This is a genomic window from Pseudomonas sp. Irchel 3F3 (genome assembly GCF_900187545.1).
Classification (GTDB): Bacteria; Pseudomonadota; Gammaproteobacteria; order Pseudomonadales; family Pseudomonadaceae; genus Aquipseudomonas; species Aquipseudomonas fortuita.
The window spans coordinates 254598-269918 of record NZ_FYDS01000005.1; the positions used below are offsets into that span (position 1 = coordinate 254598).

A 15321-nucleotide genomic window follows, 5' to 3' on the forward strand; every position below is an offset into this window, starting at 1 on the left:
CGCGACGCACACATGGATAAATCAATAATTTTCAAAAACCATCCCTCTACCGGCAAGGTGGTTATTGACCCTCTAAAAGACAATTGCATGCTTCGGATATCCGCAATATCCAAAATCACGATGTTGGCAATTAAACGCACCGATGCATTGAAAAATTCAGGCTATACGTTACAGTTCAGGGCAGCGGGAATCGTCTCTCTATGAGTCAGGCCAAAAACTTTAAAATCACCATTCTTCGCCCATTGCTTTTGATTCTTTTATGTCTATTAGGCGTTTTTCCTCTGGACGTCATCCTTCCTTCGTTCCCTGCGCTTTCAGAAGCCTTTCAAGTAGAACCAAAGCAAATAGCTTACTCTGTAAGCTTATTCGCGTTTGGCGTAGCTGTGGCGCAAATATTTATTGGCCCTCTGTCTGACCGAACTGGGCGTAAAAGGCTATTAATCGTTGGTTTGGGGGTATCCATTGCTGGGGCTATTGGCTGCCTAATTTCAACTGACTATGAGATTTTTTTGGCATTTCGGTTGTTGCAAGCCGCCGGCTGTGGCAGCTTGGTTCTTGGCCAAGCACTTGTACAGGACCTGTATAGTGGAAAGCAGCGCAACACCATGCGCATCTTGTTGACGAGTGCAAGTGGTTTATTCATATCCATCTCGCCCGTCGCCGGTGCAGCTATCCAACAATCAATCGGCTGGACAGGCAGCTTTACTGTATTTATTGGAATAGCCATCTCAGTCATCGTGCTTGCATGGGTTCTGCTGAACGAAACACCTGTTTTATGCGCGGGTAATTCAGGTGTTCAAAGTTATATTGTGATGTTGCGCGACGCCTTCTATGTAACCTATTCCCTACAGGCCACTTTAGCGTTCGCCTGCCATTTTTCCTTCATCGTCGTTGCACCACTGGTACTGATGGAGCAGCTAGGCCTTACACCGTATCAGTTTTCCGTTGTATTCATCGCCTACGGGCTGGCGTATGTCGTTGGTGGTGCCATCGCGACTTTCTTGAACAATCGCATCAGCGCACAAGCTCAGATCTGCGCGGGATTTCTACTGATAGGCTCCGCAGGTGCGGCCCTATTGATTTGGCAGTGGGTGGCAGGGCTGACAGTAATAGGCCTCATGATACCGATGATTTTATGTACAGCAGGAACGACGTTGGTACGCCCCGCTGCGGCTACGCAAGCATTAGCCCGCTATCCGCAGCAGGCAGGGGCAGCAGCGTCGCTCAACACAACAGTGCTATTTGCCGGGGGTGGTTTCGCAGGCACTGTGATTGCGTCAGCTGAACAGCTGCTTCCATTGAGCCTGGGGATTCTGTTCTTGAGCAGCGCCCTTGGCGGTTTCCTGCTGCTCACGCGCCTCAAAGGCAATAGCCTGCAGCACTGCTAACATCTGCAGAAGAGGCCGGAAAGCCCGACACAAAAATGCCAGAGGCCCCGCAATCGCGAGGCCTCTGGCATTTCTAGCTACCGCAGGGTTCAACCAAATGGCCGTAACCCCTGACGCAAACCAAACAGGAACAGCAAAAGGTCCTGGTCCGGCGCAACCTGTGCCTGCTGCTGCTGTTTCGCTTCCCGCGGCAACGCGCACTGGTCGGCCATTTCAGCCTTGCTGAACACGGTCGGCCTGGGCTCTTCCCAGGCAGCCACCGCCACGGTGGTGACCGCCAGGCCAGCTACCAGGAACAAAGCTCGAGCGATTTCTAGTTTCATTACCCTAACCCTTTGACAGCGCTGCCAAACGCCATCTTGTAAAAGTAGAGCAGCGTCTGCCATTCCGCGTCATTGAGCGACGAATGGCGGCGCAGTTGGCGCAGGTCGTTGCCAGCCGCACGCTGACAACTGATGCGCCGCCTGCACTTCTCAAGGTCCAGCAGCGCCACTTCGACGCGCGCTTGCTCGCCTTCGCCAATCACCTTGATGAATACGTGCTTGCCATACAGGCAGCCGTGCTGCCAGTGCCCCAGGTGCATACGCGCCAGGTTATCCGCCAGGTCCTTGAGCATGCGCTCATGCACCACCTGCGGGTAGCGCTCGCGGGCACCTTCGGCATGCCAGGTGTCTAGCTCGACAAAACCATCCAGCGCTTCGCTCACCAGCAGCGCACGCCACTGGTGGTCGGCATCGCGTTCGGCGCCACAGAAGACAATGCGGGGTACACGCACACCCAGTTGCTCGAAACTGTTCAACGCATCGAGTTCACGCAATACGGTCGGCCGGCCGAAAGGGTGCAGCAGGCTGCGATAGATATGCCCGACCTGGCGCTTGGCATACAGCAGCTTGCCGCTGGCATCGTTGAGGCGTTGCACACCACTCTCGCCGCCGCGGCGCTGGTTAGGCTCCTCGACCCACTCGCCCTGTTGGCGCCAGTAAAAATCGAACCGCGACTCCCCGTTCTGGGCTACAGCCATCAAACACTACCCCTTACGCAATACATAGACCCGCCACATGGCATAGAACGGCAGGAAGTCGAGGCGTTCCTGGATTCTGAAGCCGGCGGCCCTGAATTCTTCTTCAACCGTTTCGGCAGGTAACACGAAACGGTTCTGGTAATTGTCCTGCTCGGCCTTGGCACTGCGGCGGTGTTCCAGTTTTTTCCGGCGCCAGGCCTTGAAATTGCCATCCACCCACAGTGAAAGGATCACACTATCACGGCTAACCCGCTGAAATTCCGAAAGAATGGTCTTTCGGTGGGCAGATTCGCCAATGTGATGGAACAGGCGCATGCAGAAAATGCTGTCCACCGCGTTATCCGGCAGGTCAATGGCAAACGCTGACGTCTGCAAAGGACGTACCCGCGCCACCACTTCTGGCGGTTGCGCGGCGCACGCTGTCTCGATCATCGCTTCGGAATTGTCGGCACCAATAATCACCCTGTTGGGCTTTTCTGCCAACAGCGGCCAGAAGCGGCCCGCACCGCACGGCAGGTCCAGTACCAGGCCAGGCTCACCTGCCAATGCCAGGGCGCGGCGCGCCAGTTGCTCATCTCGCTTGTGGGAAAGGCGTCGCGCCAGGCCGTCCTGGTGCTTGAGAAAGTACTCACGCGCATGGTCTTTGTCGTACTTCTCGGAAAATTCAAGCTTGATGGGGCTACGCATTGGGCATCTCCTGACTCCAGTGCCGCTCACCTTAGGCAAGCAAGCGTTGGAATCAGGTCACGCCAATGTGAAAAAAATGTTGCCCTCCCTTCGACCTGTTACAAGCCATTACTCGGCCATGGCGTTCAGGTCGCCTTTGCCCGTGGTACTGCTCAGGTCTACCTGGAAACGGCAACCATGCGGCAAGGTGGATGTCAGGGTGACACGCCAGCCTTGGTCATCACAGATCCGCTGTACCAGCGAAAGCCCCAGCCCCAGGCCCTCACCGCGCCGCTCATCGCCGCGTACGAACGGCTTGAACATGGCCTCGCGCTGCTCTTCGGGAATGCCCACACCGCTGTCCTCCACACTGAAACCGTTGGCTTCCAGGCTCAGGCGGATGTAGCCGCTGTCGGTGTAGTGCGCAGCATTACGCAACAGGTTACCCATCACTGACTGCAGGAAAGTGGCGTTGTACAGCACCGGGCTTGCGCTGACGCGGCCATCGAAGTACAGGGTAAGGCCCTTCTGCTCGATGGTATCGCGCCACACGCCGATAAGCTCGTCGGCCACTTCGCGAAGGGTCGCCTGCGAAGCCACCGCCCCCTCGTCACGCTGCGCCCGCGCCAGCATCAGGAAGGTCTTGACCAGTTCGCGCATTTCTTCGGTGGCCCGCGCCACGCGCTCCACCTGGCTACGCGCGCGGGCGTCGAGGTTGGGGTTCTCCATCAGCAGTTCGCAGGACGTGGCCAACACCATCAAAGGCGTACGCAGTTCGTGGCTGACGTCACTGGTGAACAGCCGTTCGCGGGTCAGTGCGTCGCGCAGGCGGCCCAGGGTGTCATCGAAAGCCACTGCCAACTGGCCAACTTCGTCCGCGGCATAGTCCGGTGCCAGCGGCGGGGCCAGGCCCAGCAGCTGGTCACGGTGGCGTACCTGGCGAGCCAGGCGGATCACCGGCGCCATCACCCGGCGCGCCACCAGCCAGCCGAGGATAACGGCCAGCACCAGGCTGAGCACGAAGCCCACCACCACCACCGCGAACAGCACGCGCTCGCGTTCTTCGAAGTCGCTCTGGTCCTGCAGCAGCACATAACGGCGGCCATCGACGATCTCGACCATGGCGTGGTACGACAGCTGGTCGCGAAACACCTCGTGAAAGCCCCGGTCGAGGTGGCGCAGATCTTTGGGCAGCTCGAAGTCGTCACGCCCGCCGCTGAAGTAGAACAGCTGATCGGGGCGTGGCCGGTGGCTCCAGTCGCTGACGCTGTCCATGCGCAGCAGGCGCTGCAGGTCACCGCCCAATACCGAGGAAATCAACCGCTCTTCGACCAGGTGCACAGTGGCAACGATGCCGAAGGCGAACGCCCCGGCCACCAGCGCGCTCATCAAGGCAAAGGCGATGATGATGCGCTGGGCAAGGCTTTGCTTAAACTCCATCGCGACCCTCGGCGAGGCGATAGCCGACGCCATGGACGGTATGCAGCAACGGTTTTTCAAACGGTTTGTCGATCACCTGGCGCAGCTGGTGTACATGGCTGCGCAGGCTGTCGCTGTCAGGGCAGTCGTCGCCCCACAAAGCCTCTTCCAGCACTTCGCGGCGCAGTACGTGCGGGCTTTTCTGCATCAGCACTGCCAGCAGCTTGAGACCGACCGGGTTGAGCTTGAGCAAGCGCCCCTGACGGGTAACCTCCAGGGTGTCGAGGTCGTAGCTGAGGTCGGACACCTGCAGCGTGCGGCGCCCACCGCCCTGGGCACGGCGCAGCACCGCTTCGATGCGGGCCGCCAGCTCCGACAGGGCGAACGGCTTGAGCAGGTAGTCGTCGGCACCGGAGCGGAAGCCTTGCAGGCGGTCGTCCAGCTGGTCGCGGGCGGTAAGCATGATCACCGGCGTGTCGCGGCGGGCGTCCTCACGCAAGCGCTTGCAGAGGGTGTAGCCATCGATGCCGGGCAGCATGATGTCCAGCACGATCAGGTCGTAGTGTTCGGTGGCCGCCAGGTGCAGGCCGGACAGGCCGTCCTGGGCGCAGTCGACGGTATAGCCCTTCATGCCCAGATAATCGGCCAGGTTGGCCAGGATATCGCGGTTGTCTTCAACCAAAAGAATGCGCATCGGTTTCTCCTGTGCGGCGCTTCTCGCTGTGGTGCGCGGCAGGCGCAGCTTAAGGCCAATGCCTGCATGGTGCCAGCCCCAAGCAAAATTCACCGCACTTGACGGTTTTTTCACTGATCCTTCACGGACACAGGATAGCGGGCGGCCGACAATGCCCGATCTTTTTCGTGCCCTGGAGCCGTCATGCAGCAACGAACCCGCCCTCGCCCGATCAATTACTGGCTGTACCTCGGCATACCCTTGGCGACTGCGCTGGCCTTGATCCTGCTGGAGCTGACTTCAGTCGACATGGATGTGGCCAACCTGTTCTTCGATCCCGCTGCCGGGCAGTTCATTGGCCGCCACAGTTATCTGCTGGAAACCATCCTGCACGACCGGGTCAAGCAACTGGTGATCTTGCTGGGTGTGTTGTCGCTGCTGACGTTTGCCGCCAGTTTCTTCTGGAAGCGCCTGTTCGGCTGGCGCCGCGAACTGGGCTGCCTGGTGCTGGCCCTGGGCCTGTCCACAGCCTTTGTCACGCCGCTGAAAAAGGTGACCCAGGTGCAGTGCCCGTGGAGCCTGACCCAGTTTGGCGGCACGGAAACCTACAGCAAGCTGCTGGAGCCGCGTCCGGCCACCGACAAGCCTGGGCTGTGCTGGCCGGGTGGGCATGCAGCTACCGGGTTCTGCCTGTTTGGTCTGTTCTTCATGCTGCGTGATCGAAAGCCGCGGTTGGCACGGGTGGCGTTCGTAGTGGCGCTGATAGCCGGATCAGTGCTGGGTGTGGGGCGGATGATGCAGGGGGCGCACTTTTTGTCGCACAACGTGTGGACGGCCGTGTTCTGCTGGTTGATCGGGTTAGGGTCGTATTACCTGGTTCTGTATCGGCGGGGCGTGGTGGAGGCGCCATCTGTCGAACCTAGCGTCGCCTGACAGAGGGGCCGCTTTGCGGCCCATTCACAGCACAAGGCTGCGAAGAGGCCCTCACAGGAAAATAAAAAGCCCCGGTTCTCACGAACCGGGGCTTTTTAATGGTGCAGGGGGTAAGGCTGGCTTACATCATGCCGCCCATGCCACCCATGCCGCCCATATCTGGCATGCCGCCGCCAGCTGGGGCTTCGCTCGGAGCGTCAGCAATCATGGCTTCGGTGGTGATCATCAGACCGCCGATCGAAGCAGCAGCTTGCAGGGCCGAACGGGTGACCTTGGCCGGGTCCAGGATACCCATCTCGATCATGTCGCCGTATTCGCCGGTAGCAGCGTTGTAACCGTAGTTGCCGGAACCTTGCTTGACCTTGTCAGCGACAACGCTTGGCTCGTCGCCGGCGTTGGCAGTGATCTGGCGCAGCGGCGCTTCAACAGCGCGACGCAGCAGGGCGATACCGACGTTCTGGTCTTCGTTGTCGCCTTTCAGGTCAACGATTGCGTTCAGGGCGCGAACCAGGGCAACACCACCGCCAGGCACCACGCCTTCTTCAACGGCTGCACGGGTAGCGTGCAGGGCGTCTTCAACGCGGGCTTTCTTCTCTTTCATTTCAACTTCGGTGCCGGCACCGACCTTGATCACGGCAACACCGCCAGCCAGCTTGGCCAGACGCTCTTGCAGCTTCTCACGGTCGTAGTCCGAGGAAGTCTCTTCGATCTGGGCACGGATCTGCTTGACGCGCGCCTGGATGTCATCTTCAACGCCAGCGCCGTCGATGATGGTGGTGTTTTCCTTGGACAGGATGACGCGCTTGGCGTTACCCAGGTGCTCCAGGGTAGCGGTTTCCAGGGACAGGCCGATTTCTTCGGAGATGACCTGGCCGCCGGTCAGGACAGCGATGTCCTGCAGCATGGCCTTGCGACGGTCGCCGAAGCCCGGAGCCTTGACAGCAGCAACCTTGACGATGCCGCGCATGTTGTTGACTACCAGGGTAGCCAGCGCTTCACCTTCAACGTCCTCGGCAACGATCAGCAGAGGGCGGCCGGCCTTGGCAACGGCTTCCAGAACTGGCAGCAGCTCACGGATGTTGGAGATCTTCTTGTCGACCAGCAGCAGCAGTGGGCCTTCCAGCTCGGCAACCATGGTGTCCGGCTTGTTGACGAAGTACGGCGACAGGTAGCCGCGGTCGAACTGCATGCCTTCTACAACAGACAGTTCGTTATCCAGGCCCGAGCCTTCTTCAACGGTGATCACGCCTTCTTTACCGACTTTTTCCATGGCTTCGGCAATGATGTTGCCGATGGAGTCGTCAGAGTTGGCGGAGATGGTGCCTACCTGAGCGATGGCCTTGGAGTCGGCGCATGGCTTGGACAGGTTTTTCAGCTCGGCAACAACGGCGGCGGTCGCCTTGTCGATGCCGCGCTTCAGGTCCATCGGGTTCATGCCGGCAGCGACGGCTTTCAGGCCTTCGTTGACGATGGCCTGAGCCAGAACGGTAGCGGTGGTGGTGCCGTCACCGGCAGCGTCGTTGGCCTTGGAAGCAACTTCCTTGACCAGCTGGGCGCCCATGTTTTCGAAGGCGTCTTTCAGCTCGATTTCTTTGGCGACGGAAACGCCGTCCTTGGTGATGGTTGGCGCGCCGAAGCTCTTGGCCAGTACCACGTTACGGCCTTTCGGGCCCAGGGTCGCTTTTACAGCGTCAGCCAGTACGTTGACACCAACCAGCATTTTCTTACGAGCGGAATCGCCAAACTTTACGTCTTTAGCAGCCATGATCGTTTAATCCTTGAAATTCTTTGGAGTAACGGGAAGTCGGGGAAATCAGCCTTCGACAACGGCGAGGATTTCGTTCTCGGCCATGACCAGCAGGTCTTCGCCATCGACTTTCACGGTGTTGCTGCCCGAGTAAGGGCCGAAGACCACTTTGTCACCCACTTTCACGGCCAGCGCGCGAACTTCGCCGTTGTCCAGGATGCGACCGGTGCCGACGGCTACAACTTCGCCGCGGTTTGGTTTTTCAGCGGCCGAACCCGGCAGGACGATACCGCCAGCGGTTTTCGATTCTTCTTCGCTGCGACGGATGACTACGCGGTCATGCAGAGGACGAAGCTTCATTGTCGATCTCTCCCAAATTGTGGTTTTCATCGGCCGGTATCGACACCGGCGGGTTGATGCTGTCCGGCGTTGCCGGGAAGTGGCCCGCGTTGGGCGAACCACTTGTGTAATGTCTGGTGTTGCCACCAGAAACCTTGCGGTGACCACATACATGAGGCCGCCATAATCAATTACAAGGCTAGGTACACAAAATTTTTCATCAGGCCGAAAAAGACCGGGGCCGCTTTTGCGGCCCCGGTGCGTTCTACTTGTCGCGGCGCTCGTACTCGCCTTCGATCACGTTCGGGCGATGGCCGCCCTCACGCGGCTGCGCCTGGAACGGGTCGTCCTGGAACGCTCGCTGGCGCATGGCCTGGGCCTCGGCACGCTCGCGCATCTTGCGCGCAGCCAGATGACGGGTGAACGGCAGGAGGCACACCAGGCCGAGCACGTCGCTGATGAAGCCTGGCAACAGCAGCAGGCCGCCACCGACGGCCAGCATCATGCCCTGGAACATGTCTTCGGCGGGCAGTTCACCGCGCTGCAGGCTCTCACGGGCACGCAATGCGGTGGCCAGCCCGGCCACCCGCATCACCAGCACGCCCAAGGCGGAGCCGGCGATGATCAGCAGCAGCGCCGGGAAGAACCCGATCGCGGCACTGACCTTCACGAACACGAACAGCTCCAGCACGGGAAACAGCAGAAACAACAGTAGAAAAGCACGCATCAAAGCAATCCTCGTTGGAAGACAACCTTCCTGTAAGACCTACAGATGGATGCAGATGCTCGGTTTTTCAACCCTCGACCTGCGCCGCAGTGGGCCACTGGTCAGCGCGCGCCAGCAAAACAAGGGCTTCGCGGACTTGTGTCGGCGTATTGCAAATACTGGGAAAAGGCAACCAGTGCACCGCCTGGCCAATGCGCAGGTGCATGCCCTCGCTGTCCACCCCGGCCATCTGCGCCGGCACATGCTGTGGCAGGTCGGTCAGCGCTACATAGTGGGCGATGGCGTTGGCATGATCGCTGTTCATGTGCTCGACCATGCTCGCCTCGGCTTTGCCGGCGAACGGGTTGGGCAAGGTCACCTGGTCGAGCCAGTGGATCGCGCCAAAGCCGCCAATGTAGCGGTGACGCACGGGCTGCAATACCCAGAAGTCGAAGTCGTGGGCCTTGTGGTAGTTGGCCGCGTCCGGGAAATAGCGGTAGTAGCGCTCGGCAGCCGCTTCCACAGTGGCCTCGTCGACCAGCTTGTGCGCCTCGGCCATCACGGTCAGGCGCCCTACTGCCTGCACATCCTCGGCCTCGCGCTCACCCACCAGCAGCGAGCACTTGGGGTCTTTCTGCAGGTTGTGGGTGTGCTGGGCGATGCGGCTGATCAGGATCAACGGGTTACCGTCGGCGTCAAGGCAATACGGCACGACCGAGCCGAACGGGTAGCCCGGCATTGACTTGGAATGGGTCGAGAGCACGCCGCGGTACTCCTTGAGCAGCAGTTCCCGGGCTGGGCGGATGGCGTTGGTACTCACTTGAGGGCAGCTCCTGGCGGACTGGGAGGGGGACAAGATAAGCATTATCACCCAATGCTGCCAATGGGGCTGCTGTGCAGCCCCCGGCGATTTACCAGGTAACGCCGAAGCCAGCGGTATAGCGGGTCTTGTCCAGGTCACTTTCACGCGTGCCGGTGATAATGTCCTTTTCAGCCTTGAGGTTCAGCGAGGCCCACTCGGTGACCTTGTAGCGCAGGCCAACTTCGGCATCCAGCGAGTAGTCGGCCACGCCACCCAGCGGCTTGGCGAACTCGCCGTTGGTAAACAGCTGCACGTTCTTGCCGATCAGGTAGCGGGTGTAGTCCCACTTTACCGCTGCGGAATAGAAGTTGTCCTTGCCGCCGTCCTGGTACTCGAAGTCGGTGCGGTTGATCAGTGAACCCAGCGAGAACGCCCCCAGTTCATCGTCCCAGAACTGGTAACCCGGGCCGGTACCGACAGTGCGCTGACGGGCCAGGTCTTCGATGCGGTCACGCTTGTATTCCGCACGCCCCTGCCAGAACCACTTCTCGGTAATGAAGCGGTCCAGTGCGTACTCGGCGCTCCAGTTGTCGGTAGTGGTGACGTCGTCCTTGGTCTCGCGGTTGTATTCGCCTTCGGCATTGTGCCGCCAGCGGCCATGGCGAGCGGTGGTCTTGAAGCCTACGTCGTAATCGTCGGTGTCGTTCTCGGCGCGCTTGTAGTCCAGCGCCACATCGACGTTGCCTTTCCACACGAAGTCCTCGACCAGCGGTTTGGGCTTCATGATCTGCTCGATGCTGGCCAGTTCCACAGTCTTCGGCGCCTCGCCGTTGGCCAAGGTCACCTTGCCGGGCTCTGCGGCTTTCAGCGACTTGGCTTTTTCACCGGTGTAGGCGTCTTGCTTGACCAGCATCTCCTGGTCGCTTTCCAAGGTCTGGACTTGTTTCCAGTCCAGCGCAATGGACCCACCGTACGGGGTTTCCAGCAGCAGCTTGCCGCCGTCGAAGACTTTGATCTTGCCACTGAGCCGGTCACCGTTCTTCATCCATACGGTGTCGGCCAACACCGGAGAGGCGCACAAGGAGGCAGCTAGCAGGCACAACAACGATCTAGAATACATAAGCGGGCTATGGGTTCGATTTGACAAAAAAGCCGGGCATTATCCAGATACCGACGGCCAGAGCAAGGACAGACCGAGCACATGGCGTTGAGTTCAACTCTCATTTGCCGGACCACCGGTCCAGTTTCATCTGCAGCCCAAGGGGGGCGTGATGTCTGATGGATATGAGCACGCACTGGGGAGTGCCGAGGGCCGACGAACGGTGTTGTACTCGGTACTCGGCCAAGTGCCGCCCGGCAAGGTGGTGAGCTACGGCCAACTGGCCGAGCTGGCGGGGCTTGGCCGCGCGGCACGTTGGGTCGGGCGCACCCTTGGGCAGCTGCCGGCAGACACCCGGCTGCCCTGGCACCGGGTACTCGGCGCAGGTGGCCGGCTGAGCCTGGCATTGGGTACGCCATCAGGGGATGAACAGCGGGCGCGATTACGCGCAGAGGGTGTGAATGTAACCAACAATCGTGTGGATATGTCGCGCCATGGCTGGCGCCCAATGGAGCACAGCGGTTAGAGTGCGCGCTTTGTTTTCGTAAACTTGAGGCAGATGTTGGCCCATGCCCCGTAAAACCTGGCGCGCTGCGCTTGCTGCCTATGCCAGCCCGTCAACCTTGGTACTTTTGCTGCTCGGTTTCGCCGCTGGCCTGCCCTACATGCTGGTGTTCTCGACCCTGTCCGTGTGGTTGCGTGAAGCCGGCGTTGCCCGCGAAACCATTGGTTACGCCAGCCTGATCGGCTTGGCCTACGCCTTCAAATGGGTGTGGTCGCCGCTGCTGGACCAATGGCGCCTGCCGCTACTCGGCGGCCTGGGGCGCCGGCGCTCGTGGTTGCTGCTGTCGCAAGCGCTGGTGGTGGTCGGGCTGGTTGGCATGAGCCTGTGCGACCCGCAACAACACCTGTCGTGGTTGATTGCCATGGCGGTGCTGGTAGCGTTCGCCTCTGCCACACAAGATATCGCCGTCGACGCCTATCGCCTGGAAATCGCCGACGACCAACGCCAGGCCGCACTCGCCGCCAGCTACATGGCCGGTTACCGGGTGGCCGCATTGCTCGCCACGGCAGGCGCACTGTTCTTCGCCGAATGGTTCGGCTCCACGGGTTTCAGTTATTTGCACAAGGCCTGGGCCGGCACGTATGTGATGTTCGGGGTGATGATGCTGCCCGCCCTGTTCACCACGCTGGTCATGCGCGAGCCGCCAGTGCCCATGCGTACCCAATTGTCGGCAGCGCGCTATGGGCTGATGCACCAGCTGGCGTCGGTGTTCGTACTGATCATCCTGCTGGTGTCGGTACCCGCCAGCTTTACCCAGATGTTCAATACCGGCTGGTCCAGCGTCATTTCCGGTGATGCCACGCCGCTCGACCTGTTGCTGGAAGACCGCGCTTTCCTGCGCCTGATCCTCTATGTGCTGCTGAGCTGGGCGTGCCTGTCCAGCCTGGGCCGCCGGGGCCTGGCCCCGGTGCTGACCCCGGTCAACGACTTCATCACCCGCTATCGCTGGCAGGCCCTGCTGCTGCTTGGTCTGATCGCCACGTATCGCATGTCGGATACCGTGATGGGCGTGATGGCCAACGTGTTCTACATCGACATGGGCTTCACCAAGGACCAGATCGCCAGTGTCAGCAAGATCTTCGGCCTGATCATGACCTTGGTCGGCGCCGGGGTTGGCGGCCTGCTGATCGTGCGTTTTGGCATCATGCCGATCCTGTTCATCGGCGGTATAGCCTCGGCCGGCACCAACATCCTGTTCCTGATGCTGGCCGACATGGGGCCGAACCTGGAAATGCTGGTGGTGACCATCTCGCTGGACAACTTCAGCTCCGGCATGGCCACCTCGGCCTTTGTTGCCTACCTGTCGAGCCTGACCAACCTGAAGTTCTCGGCGACGCAGTACGCGCTGCTTAGCTCGATCATGCTGCTGTTGCCGCGGCTGATCGGCGGGTATTCAGGGGTTATGGTGGAGAAGTTCGGCTACCACGACTTCTTCCTGATCACCGCATTGCTGGGTGTGCCTACGCTGATTCTGATCGCCCTCCAGTGGCGCCAGGAAGCCGGGCGAGGCAAGCCGGTGGCAGAGGAAGGTTCAGCCGCTGAGCGGCCCTGAAAGAACTCTATCCCTGTACCGGCCCTTTCGCGGGTAAACCCGCTCCCACAGGTACTGCACAGCGCTCAAAGACGGTGCCGTACCTGTGGGAGCGGGTTTACCCGCGAAAGGGCCGGTACAGCCAACTGAATTTACTGAGCAACAGCCCCTTCCCCAGGCCGCCCACCGACGACAAACCACAACGGCCACAACGCCAGAGCCCCCGCCACACCCGCCGCCATGGCAAAGTGCAACAAGCTGGCCCCGGCGCCGATCATCGCCAGCACCGCACCGCCCAACCCCAGCAGGGCAATGGTGATCATCCCCAGCATGGCCGAGACCAGGCCTTTGCTCTGTTCGCTGGAGAACAATGTCATGCGGTACAGCACAGCGTTGGCCACACCCAGCCCCAGCGCGTACAGCGACATGCCCGCCACCACACTGGTAACGCTCGGCCAGGACCAGGTCGCCAGCACCATCAGGCACAAGCCGGCCAGGTAAGGCCATAGCGCGCCACGCACCAGGGCCGGGAGTGGGTAGCGATCGGCGATGCGGTTGATGATCAGGTTACCGAGGATCAGCCCGCCAAACACCGGCAGCTGCCACAACGCATATTCCATCGTGCTCAGCCCCTCATCGTGGATGAGCAGCACCGGCGACAGGCCGATCCAGCCAATCAGCGGCAAACCGACCAGGCCCAACGCAGCGCTGCCAGCGACAAAGCGCCGGTTCGTCAGCAACTGACCGTAGCCCGCCAGCAGTGGCAGCAGGTGAATCGGCGTGAACGCCAGGCGCGAGCCGTCGCGGCGTTCCACACCGAGAGTCTCCGGCATCAGGCGGTACAACAGCCCCCACACCAGCACCGCGCCAATGGCAAAGGCCACGAACAGCCAGCGCCAGTCCAGCCACTGCAGCAGCAGGGTTCCCACCAATGGCCCAAGCAGGGGTGACAGCAAGGCGATGTTGGCCAGCAAGGCCATCATGCGCACAGCGTCAGCCTCGCTGAAGGCTTCGTTCAGGGCCGGGTAGCTGACTGTGACGACAAAGCCGAGGCCGATGCCCTGCAACAGGCGCAGCAGGTTGAACAGGCCAATGTCGTGAACCCAGAAGGTGGCCAGACAGGCCAGGCCGAAAAACGCGCAGCCAACCAGAAGCAGCGGACGCCGGCCATAACGGTCGGCCAGTGGACCGATCAGCCATTGCAGCACCACGCCCCCCAACAGATAGAGGTTCAGGGCATGGGGGATGTAGTCGGGGCTGGCGTTCAGGTCGCCCACCACCACCGGCATGGCCGGCATGACGGCGTCGCTGGCCAAATAAGTCAGCAGCTCGAACAAGGCCAGGGTCAGGCCGAACAACAAGGCGCGCAGCGGGGTGATGTACAGCAGTGGTTTCATGATGGCATATCGGGTGTGGCAGGTGGGGCCAGGGTATATGCCAGAAAAGTCGAGCAATTGCTGTGAACAAGTGTAAAACCGGGGCCGCTTCGGGGCTTGCCCGCTTGCACAGAGGTCAAGCAATCCCTGTGAGAGCGGGCAACCCCGCGAAAGGGGCACGCAGCGGCCCCTTTGATGACAACGCGGTACTACTGCGTGGCCGTTTCCTGCACCACACGAATCACCCGCTGCGGAAACGGAATGTCGATCCCCTCGGCTTTCAGGCGGTCACGCGCCTGCTCGTTGAGCATGAACATCACGTCCCAGTAATCGGACGTCTTGGTCCACAAGCGCAGCGAGACGGTAATCGAGCTGTCGCCCAGCGTCGCCACTACCGCCTGCGGTGCCGGGTCGGGCAGAACACGCGGGTCCTTTGCCAGCTCCAGCAGCACGTTGCGGGCCTTCTGCAGGTCGGCCTCGTAGTCCACACCCACATCGAATACCACCTTGCGGGTAGGCTGGCGGTTGGTGTTGGTAATGATGCCGTTGGACAGGCTGCCGTTAGGCATGATCACAGTCTTGTTGTCACCGGTACGCAACACGGTGTGGAAGATCTGGATGCTGTCGACTGTCCCGGCAACGCCCTGCGCCTCGATCCAGTCACCGATGCGGAAGGGGCGGAACATCAGGATCAGCACACCACCGGCAAAGTTCGCCAGGCTGCCCTGCAAGGCCAGGCCGATAGCCAGGCCCGCAGCACCGATAGCGGCCACGAACGAGGTGGTCTCGATGCCAATCATCGAGGCCACGCTGACCAACAGCAGCACCTTCAGCACGATGTTCGCCAGGGTGCTGATGAAACCCTGCAGCGCCAGGTCGGCGTTGCGCAAGCCCACCAGCTTGCCGAGGCGTGCGCTGACTTTGTTGATGATCCACCAGCCCACCGCCAGGGTCAGCAGTGCCAGCAGCACACGGCTGCCGTACTCCATGATCAAGGGGATCCAGGTCTGGGATTGGCGGACGAGCTGATCGACTTCAGCGTTCAAATCCATATTC

At 60.6% G+C, this 15321-nt stretch carries 16 protein-coding genes; 4 read left to right on the top strand and 12 right to left on the bottom strand.

The annotated features are described in order from the left end of the window. The first annotated feature begins 200 nt into the window (after positions 1-200). Positions 201-1388, top strand: a complete 1188-nt coding sequence (locus CKW35_RS12435) for an MFS transporter (protein ID WP_095116036.1) — start codon at positions 201-203, stop codon at positions 1386-1388. 89 nt (positions 1389-1477) lie between these two features. Here the strand turns inward: CKW35_RS12435 and CKW35_RS12440 are convergent, their stop codons facing one another. The 5 genes from CKW35_RS12440 to colR all read right to left on the bottom strand — a co-directional run bounded on the left by CKW35_RS12440 (position 1478) and on the right by colR (position 5188). Next, positions 1478-1711 (bottom strand): hypothetical protein, encoded by a 234-nt coding sequence (locus CKW35_RS12440; protein ID WP_023047343.1) that lies wholly within the window; start codon positions 1709-1711, stop codon positions 1478-1480. After that, positions 1711-2409 carry a lipopolysaccharide kinase InaA family protein gene (locus tag CKW35_RS12445; RefSeq protein WP_095116038.1) on the bottom strand — a complete coding sequence of 233 codons (699 nt, stop codon included), beginning with the start codon at positions 2407-2409 and terminating at the stop codon, positions 1711-1713. Before CKW35_RS12445 ends, CKW35_RS12440 begins: the two co-directional genes overlap by 1 nt. Positions 2410-2415: 6 nt before the next feature. After that, the gene (locus CKW35_RS12450) at positions 2416-3096 is read right to left on the bottom strand and encodes a class I SAM-dependent methyltransferase (RefSeq protein WP_016488933.1); all 681 of its coding nucleotides are present in this window, start codon (positions 3094-3096) and stop codon (positions 2416-2418) included. Positions 3097-3204: 108 nt separating this feature from the next. Then, on the bottom strand, positions 3205-4515 hold the full coding sequence (locus CKW35_RS12455; RefSeq protein WP_016488934.1) for a HAMP domain-containing sensor histidine kinase: 1311 nt from the start codon (positions 4513-4515) through the stop codon (positions 3205-3207). Beyond that, on the bottom strand, positions 4505-5188 hold the full coding sequence (gene colR, locus CKW35_RS12460; protein ID WP_016488935.1) for a two-component system response regulator ColR: 684 nt from the start codon (positions 5186-5188) through the stop codon (positions 4505-4507). Before colR ends, CKW35_RS12455 begins: the two co-directional genes overlap by 11 nt. A 183-nt stretch (positions 5189-5371) precedes the next feature. Between colR and CKW35_RS12465 the strand changes: the two genes are divergently transcribed. Further along, entirely contained in the window at positions 5372-6100 is a 729-nt protein-coding gene (locus tag CKW35_RS12465; RefSeq protein ID WP_016488936.1) for a phosphatase PAP2 family protein, read from the top strand. 121 nt (positions 6101-6221) lie between these two features. On the opposite strand, the gene groL is transcribed toward CKW35_RS12465, so the two are convergent. The 5 genes from groL to CKW35_RS12490 form a co-directional block, all read right to left on the bottom strand. After that, positions 6222-7865, bottom strand: coding sequence for a chaperonin GroEL (groL, locus tag CKW35_RS12470; protein ID WP_016488937.1), 1644 nt, complete (start codon positions 7863-7865; stop codon positions 6222-6224). A gap of 48 nt (positions 7866-7913) precedes the next feature. Beyond that, entirely contained in the window at positions 7914-8207 is a 294-nt protein-coding gene (locus CKW35_RS12475; RefSeq protein ID WP_016488938.1) for a co-chaperone GroES, read from the bottom strand. 244 nt (positions 8208-8451) lie between these two features. Then, the gene (locus CKW35_RS12480; protein ID WP_023047345.1) at positions 8452-8913 is read right to left on the bottom strand and encodes an FxsA family protein; all 462 of its coding nucleotides are present in this window, start codon (positions 8911-8913) and stop codon (positions 8452-8454) included. 67 nt (positions 8914-8980) lie between these two features. Next, a complete protein-coding gene (locus CKW35_RS12485; RefSeq protein ID WP_023047346.1) occupies positions 8981-9712 on the bottom strand; it encodes a HugZ family protein in 732 nt (243 codons plus the stop codon). Between the two features lie 91 nt (positions 9713-9803). After that, positions 9804-10814, bottom strand: a complete 1011-nt coding sequence (locus tag CKW35_RS12490; protein WP_016488941.1) for a DUF481 domain-containing protein — start codon at positions 10812-10814, stop codon at positions 9804-9806. A 151-nt stretch (positions 10815-10965) separates the two neighbouring features. Here CKW35_RS12490 and CKW35_RS12495 point away from each other — a divergent pair, with 151 nt between their 5' ends. Then, on the top strand, positions 10966-11319 hold the full coding sequence (locus tag CKW35_RS12495; protein ID WP_060517481.1) for an MGMT family protein: 354 nt from the start codon (positions 10966-10968) through the stop codon (positions 11317-11319). A gap of 43 nt (positions 11320-11362) precedes the next feature. Next, positions 11363-12910, top strand: a complete 1548-nt coding sequence (locus tag CKW35_RS12500; RefSeq protein WP_016488943.1) for an AmpG family muropeptide MFS transporter — start codon at positions 11363-11365, stop codon at positions 12908-12910. A gap of 131 nt (positions 12911-13041) precedes the next feature. On the opposite strand, the gene CKW35_RS12505 is transcribed toward CKW35_RS12500, so the two are convergent. Continuing rightward, the gene (locus CKW35_RS12505; protein ID WP_095116040.1) at positions 13042-14286 is read right to left on the bottom strand and encodes an MFS transporter; all 1245 of its coding nucleotides are present in this window, start codon (positions 14284-14286) and stop codon (positions 13042-13044) included. Between the two features lie 188 nt (positions 14287-14474). Then, a complete protein-coding gene (locus CKW35_RS12510) occupies positions 14475-15317 on the bottom strand; it encodes a mechanosensitive ion channel family protein (protein ID WP_016488945.1) in 843 nt (280 codons plus the stop codon). Between the last annotated feature and the right edge of the window lie 4 nt (positions 15318-15321).

Excerpts from the sequence above, each read along its gene's own strand:
- colR (WP_016488935.1), bottom strand. The coding sequence starts at position 5,188 with ATGCGCATTCTTTTGGTTGAAGACAACCGCGATATCCTGGCCAACCTG.
- CKW35_RS12455 (WP_016488934.1), bottom strand. The coding sequence starts at position 4,515 with ATGGAGTTTAAGCAAAGCCTTGCCCAGCGCATCATCATCGCCTTTGCC.
- CKW35_RS12490 (WP_016488941.1), bottom strand. The coding sequence starts at position 10,814 with ATGTATTCTAGATCGTTGTTGTGCCTGCTAGCTGCCTCCTTGTGCGCC.
- CKW35_RS12500 (WP_016488943.1), top strand. The coding sequence starts at position 11,363 with ATGCCCCGTAAAACCTGGCGCGCTGCGCTTGCTGCCTATGCCAGCCCG.
- CKW35_RS12495 (WP_060517481.1), top strand. The coding sequence starts at position 10,966 with ATGTCTGATGGATATGAGCACGCACTGGGGAGTGCCGAGGGCCGACGA.
- CKW35_RS12475 (WP_016488938.1), bottom strand. The coding sequence starts at position 8,207 with ATGAAGCTTCGTCCTCTGCATGACCGCGTAGTCATCCGTCGCAGCGAA.
- CKW35_RS12510 (WP_016488945.1), bottom strand. The coding sequence starts at position 15,317 with ATGGATTTGAACGCTGAAGTCGATCAGCTCGTCCGCCAATCCCAGACC.
- CKW35_RS12480 (WP_023047345.1), bottom strand. The coding sequence starts at position 8,913 with ATGCGTGCTTTTCTACTGTTGTTTCTGCTGTTTCCCGTGCTGGAGCTG.
- groL (WP_016488937.1), bottom strand. The coding sequence starts at position 7,865 with ATGGCTGCTAAAGACGTAAAGTTTGGCGATTCCGCTCGTAAGAAAATG.
- CKW35_RS12465 (WP_016488936.1), top strand. The coding sequence starts at position 5,372 with ATGCAGCAACGAACCCGCCCTCGCCCGATCAATTACTGGCTGTACCTC.
- CKW35_RS12445 (WP_095116038.1), bottom strand. The coding sequence starts at position 2,409 with ATGGCTGTAGCCCAGAACGGGGAGTCGCGGTTCGATTTTTACTGGCGC.
- CKW35_RS12505 (WP_095116040.1), bottom strand. The coding sequence starts at position 14,286 with ATGAAACCACTGCTGTACATCACCCCGCTGCGCGCCTTGTTGTTCGGC.
- CKW35_RS12450 (WP_016488933.1), bottom strand. The coding sequence starts at position 3,096 with ATGCGTAGCCCCATCAAGCTTGAATTTTCCGAGAAGTACGACAAAGAC.
- CKW35_RS12435 (WP_095116036.1), top strand. The coding sequence starts at position 201 with ATGAGTCAGGCCAAAAACTTTAAAATCACCATTCTTCGCCCATTGCTT.
- CKW35_RS12440 (WP_023047343.1), bottom strand. The coding sequence starts at position 1,711 with ATGAAACTAGAAATCGCTCGAGCTTTGTTCCTGGTAGCTGGCCTGGCG.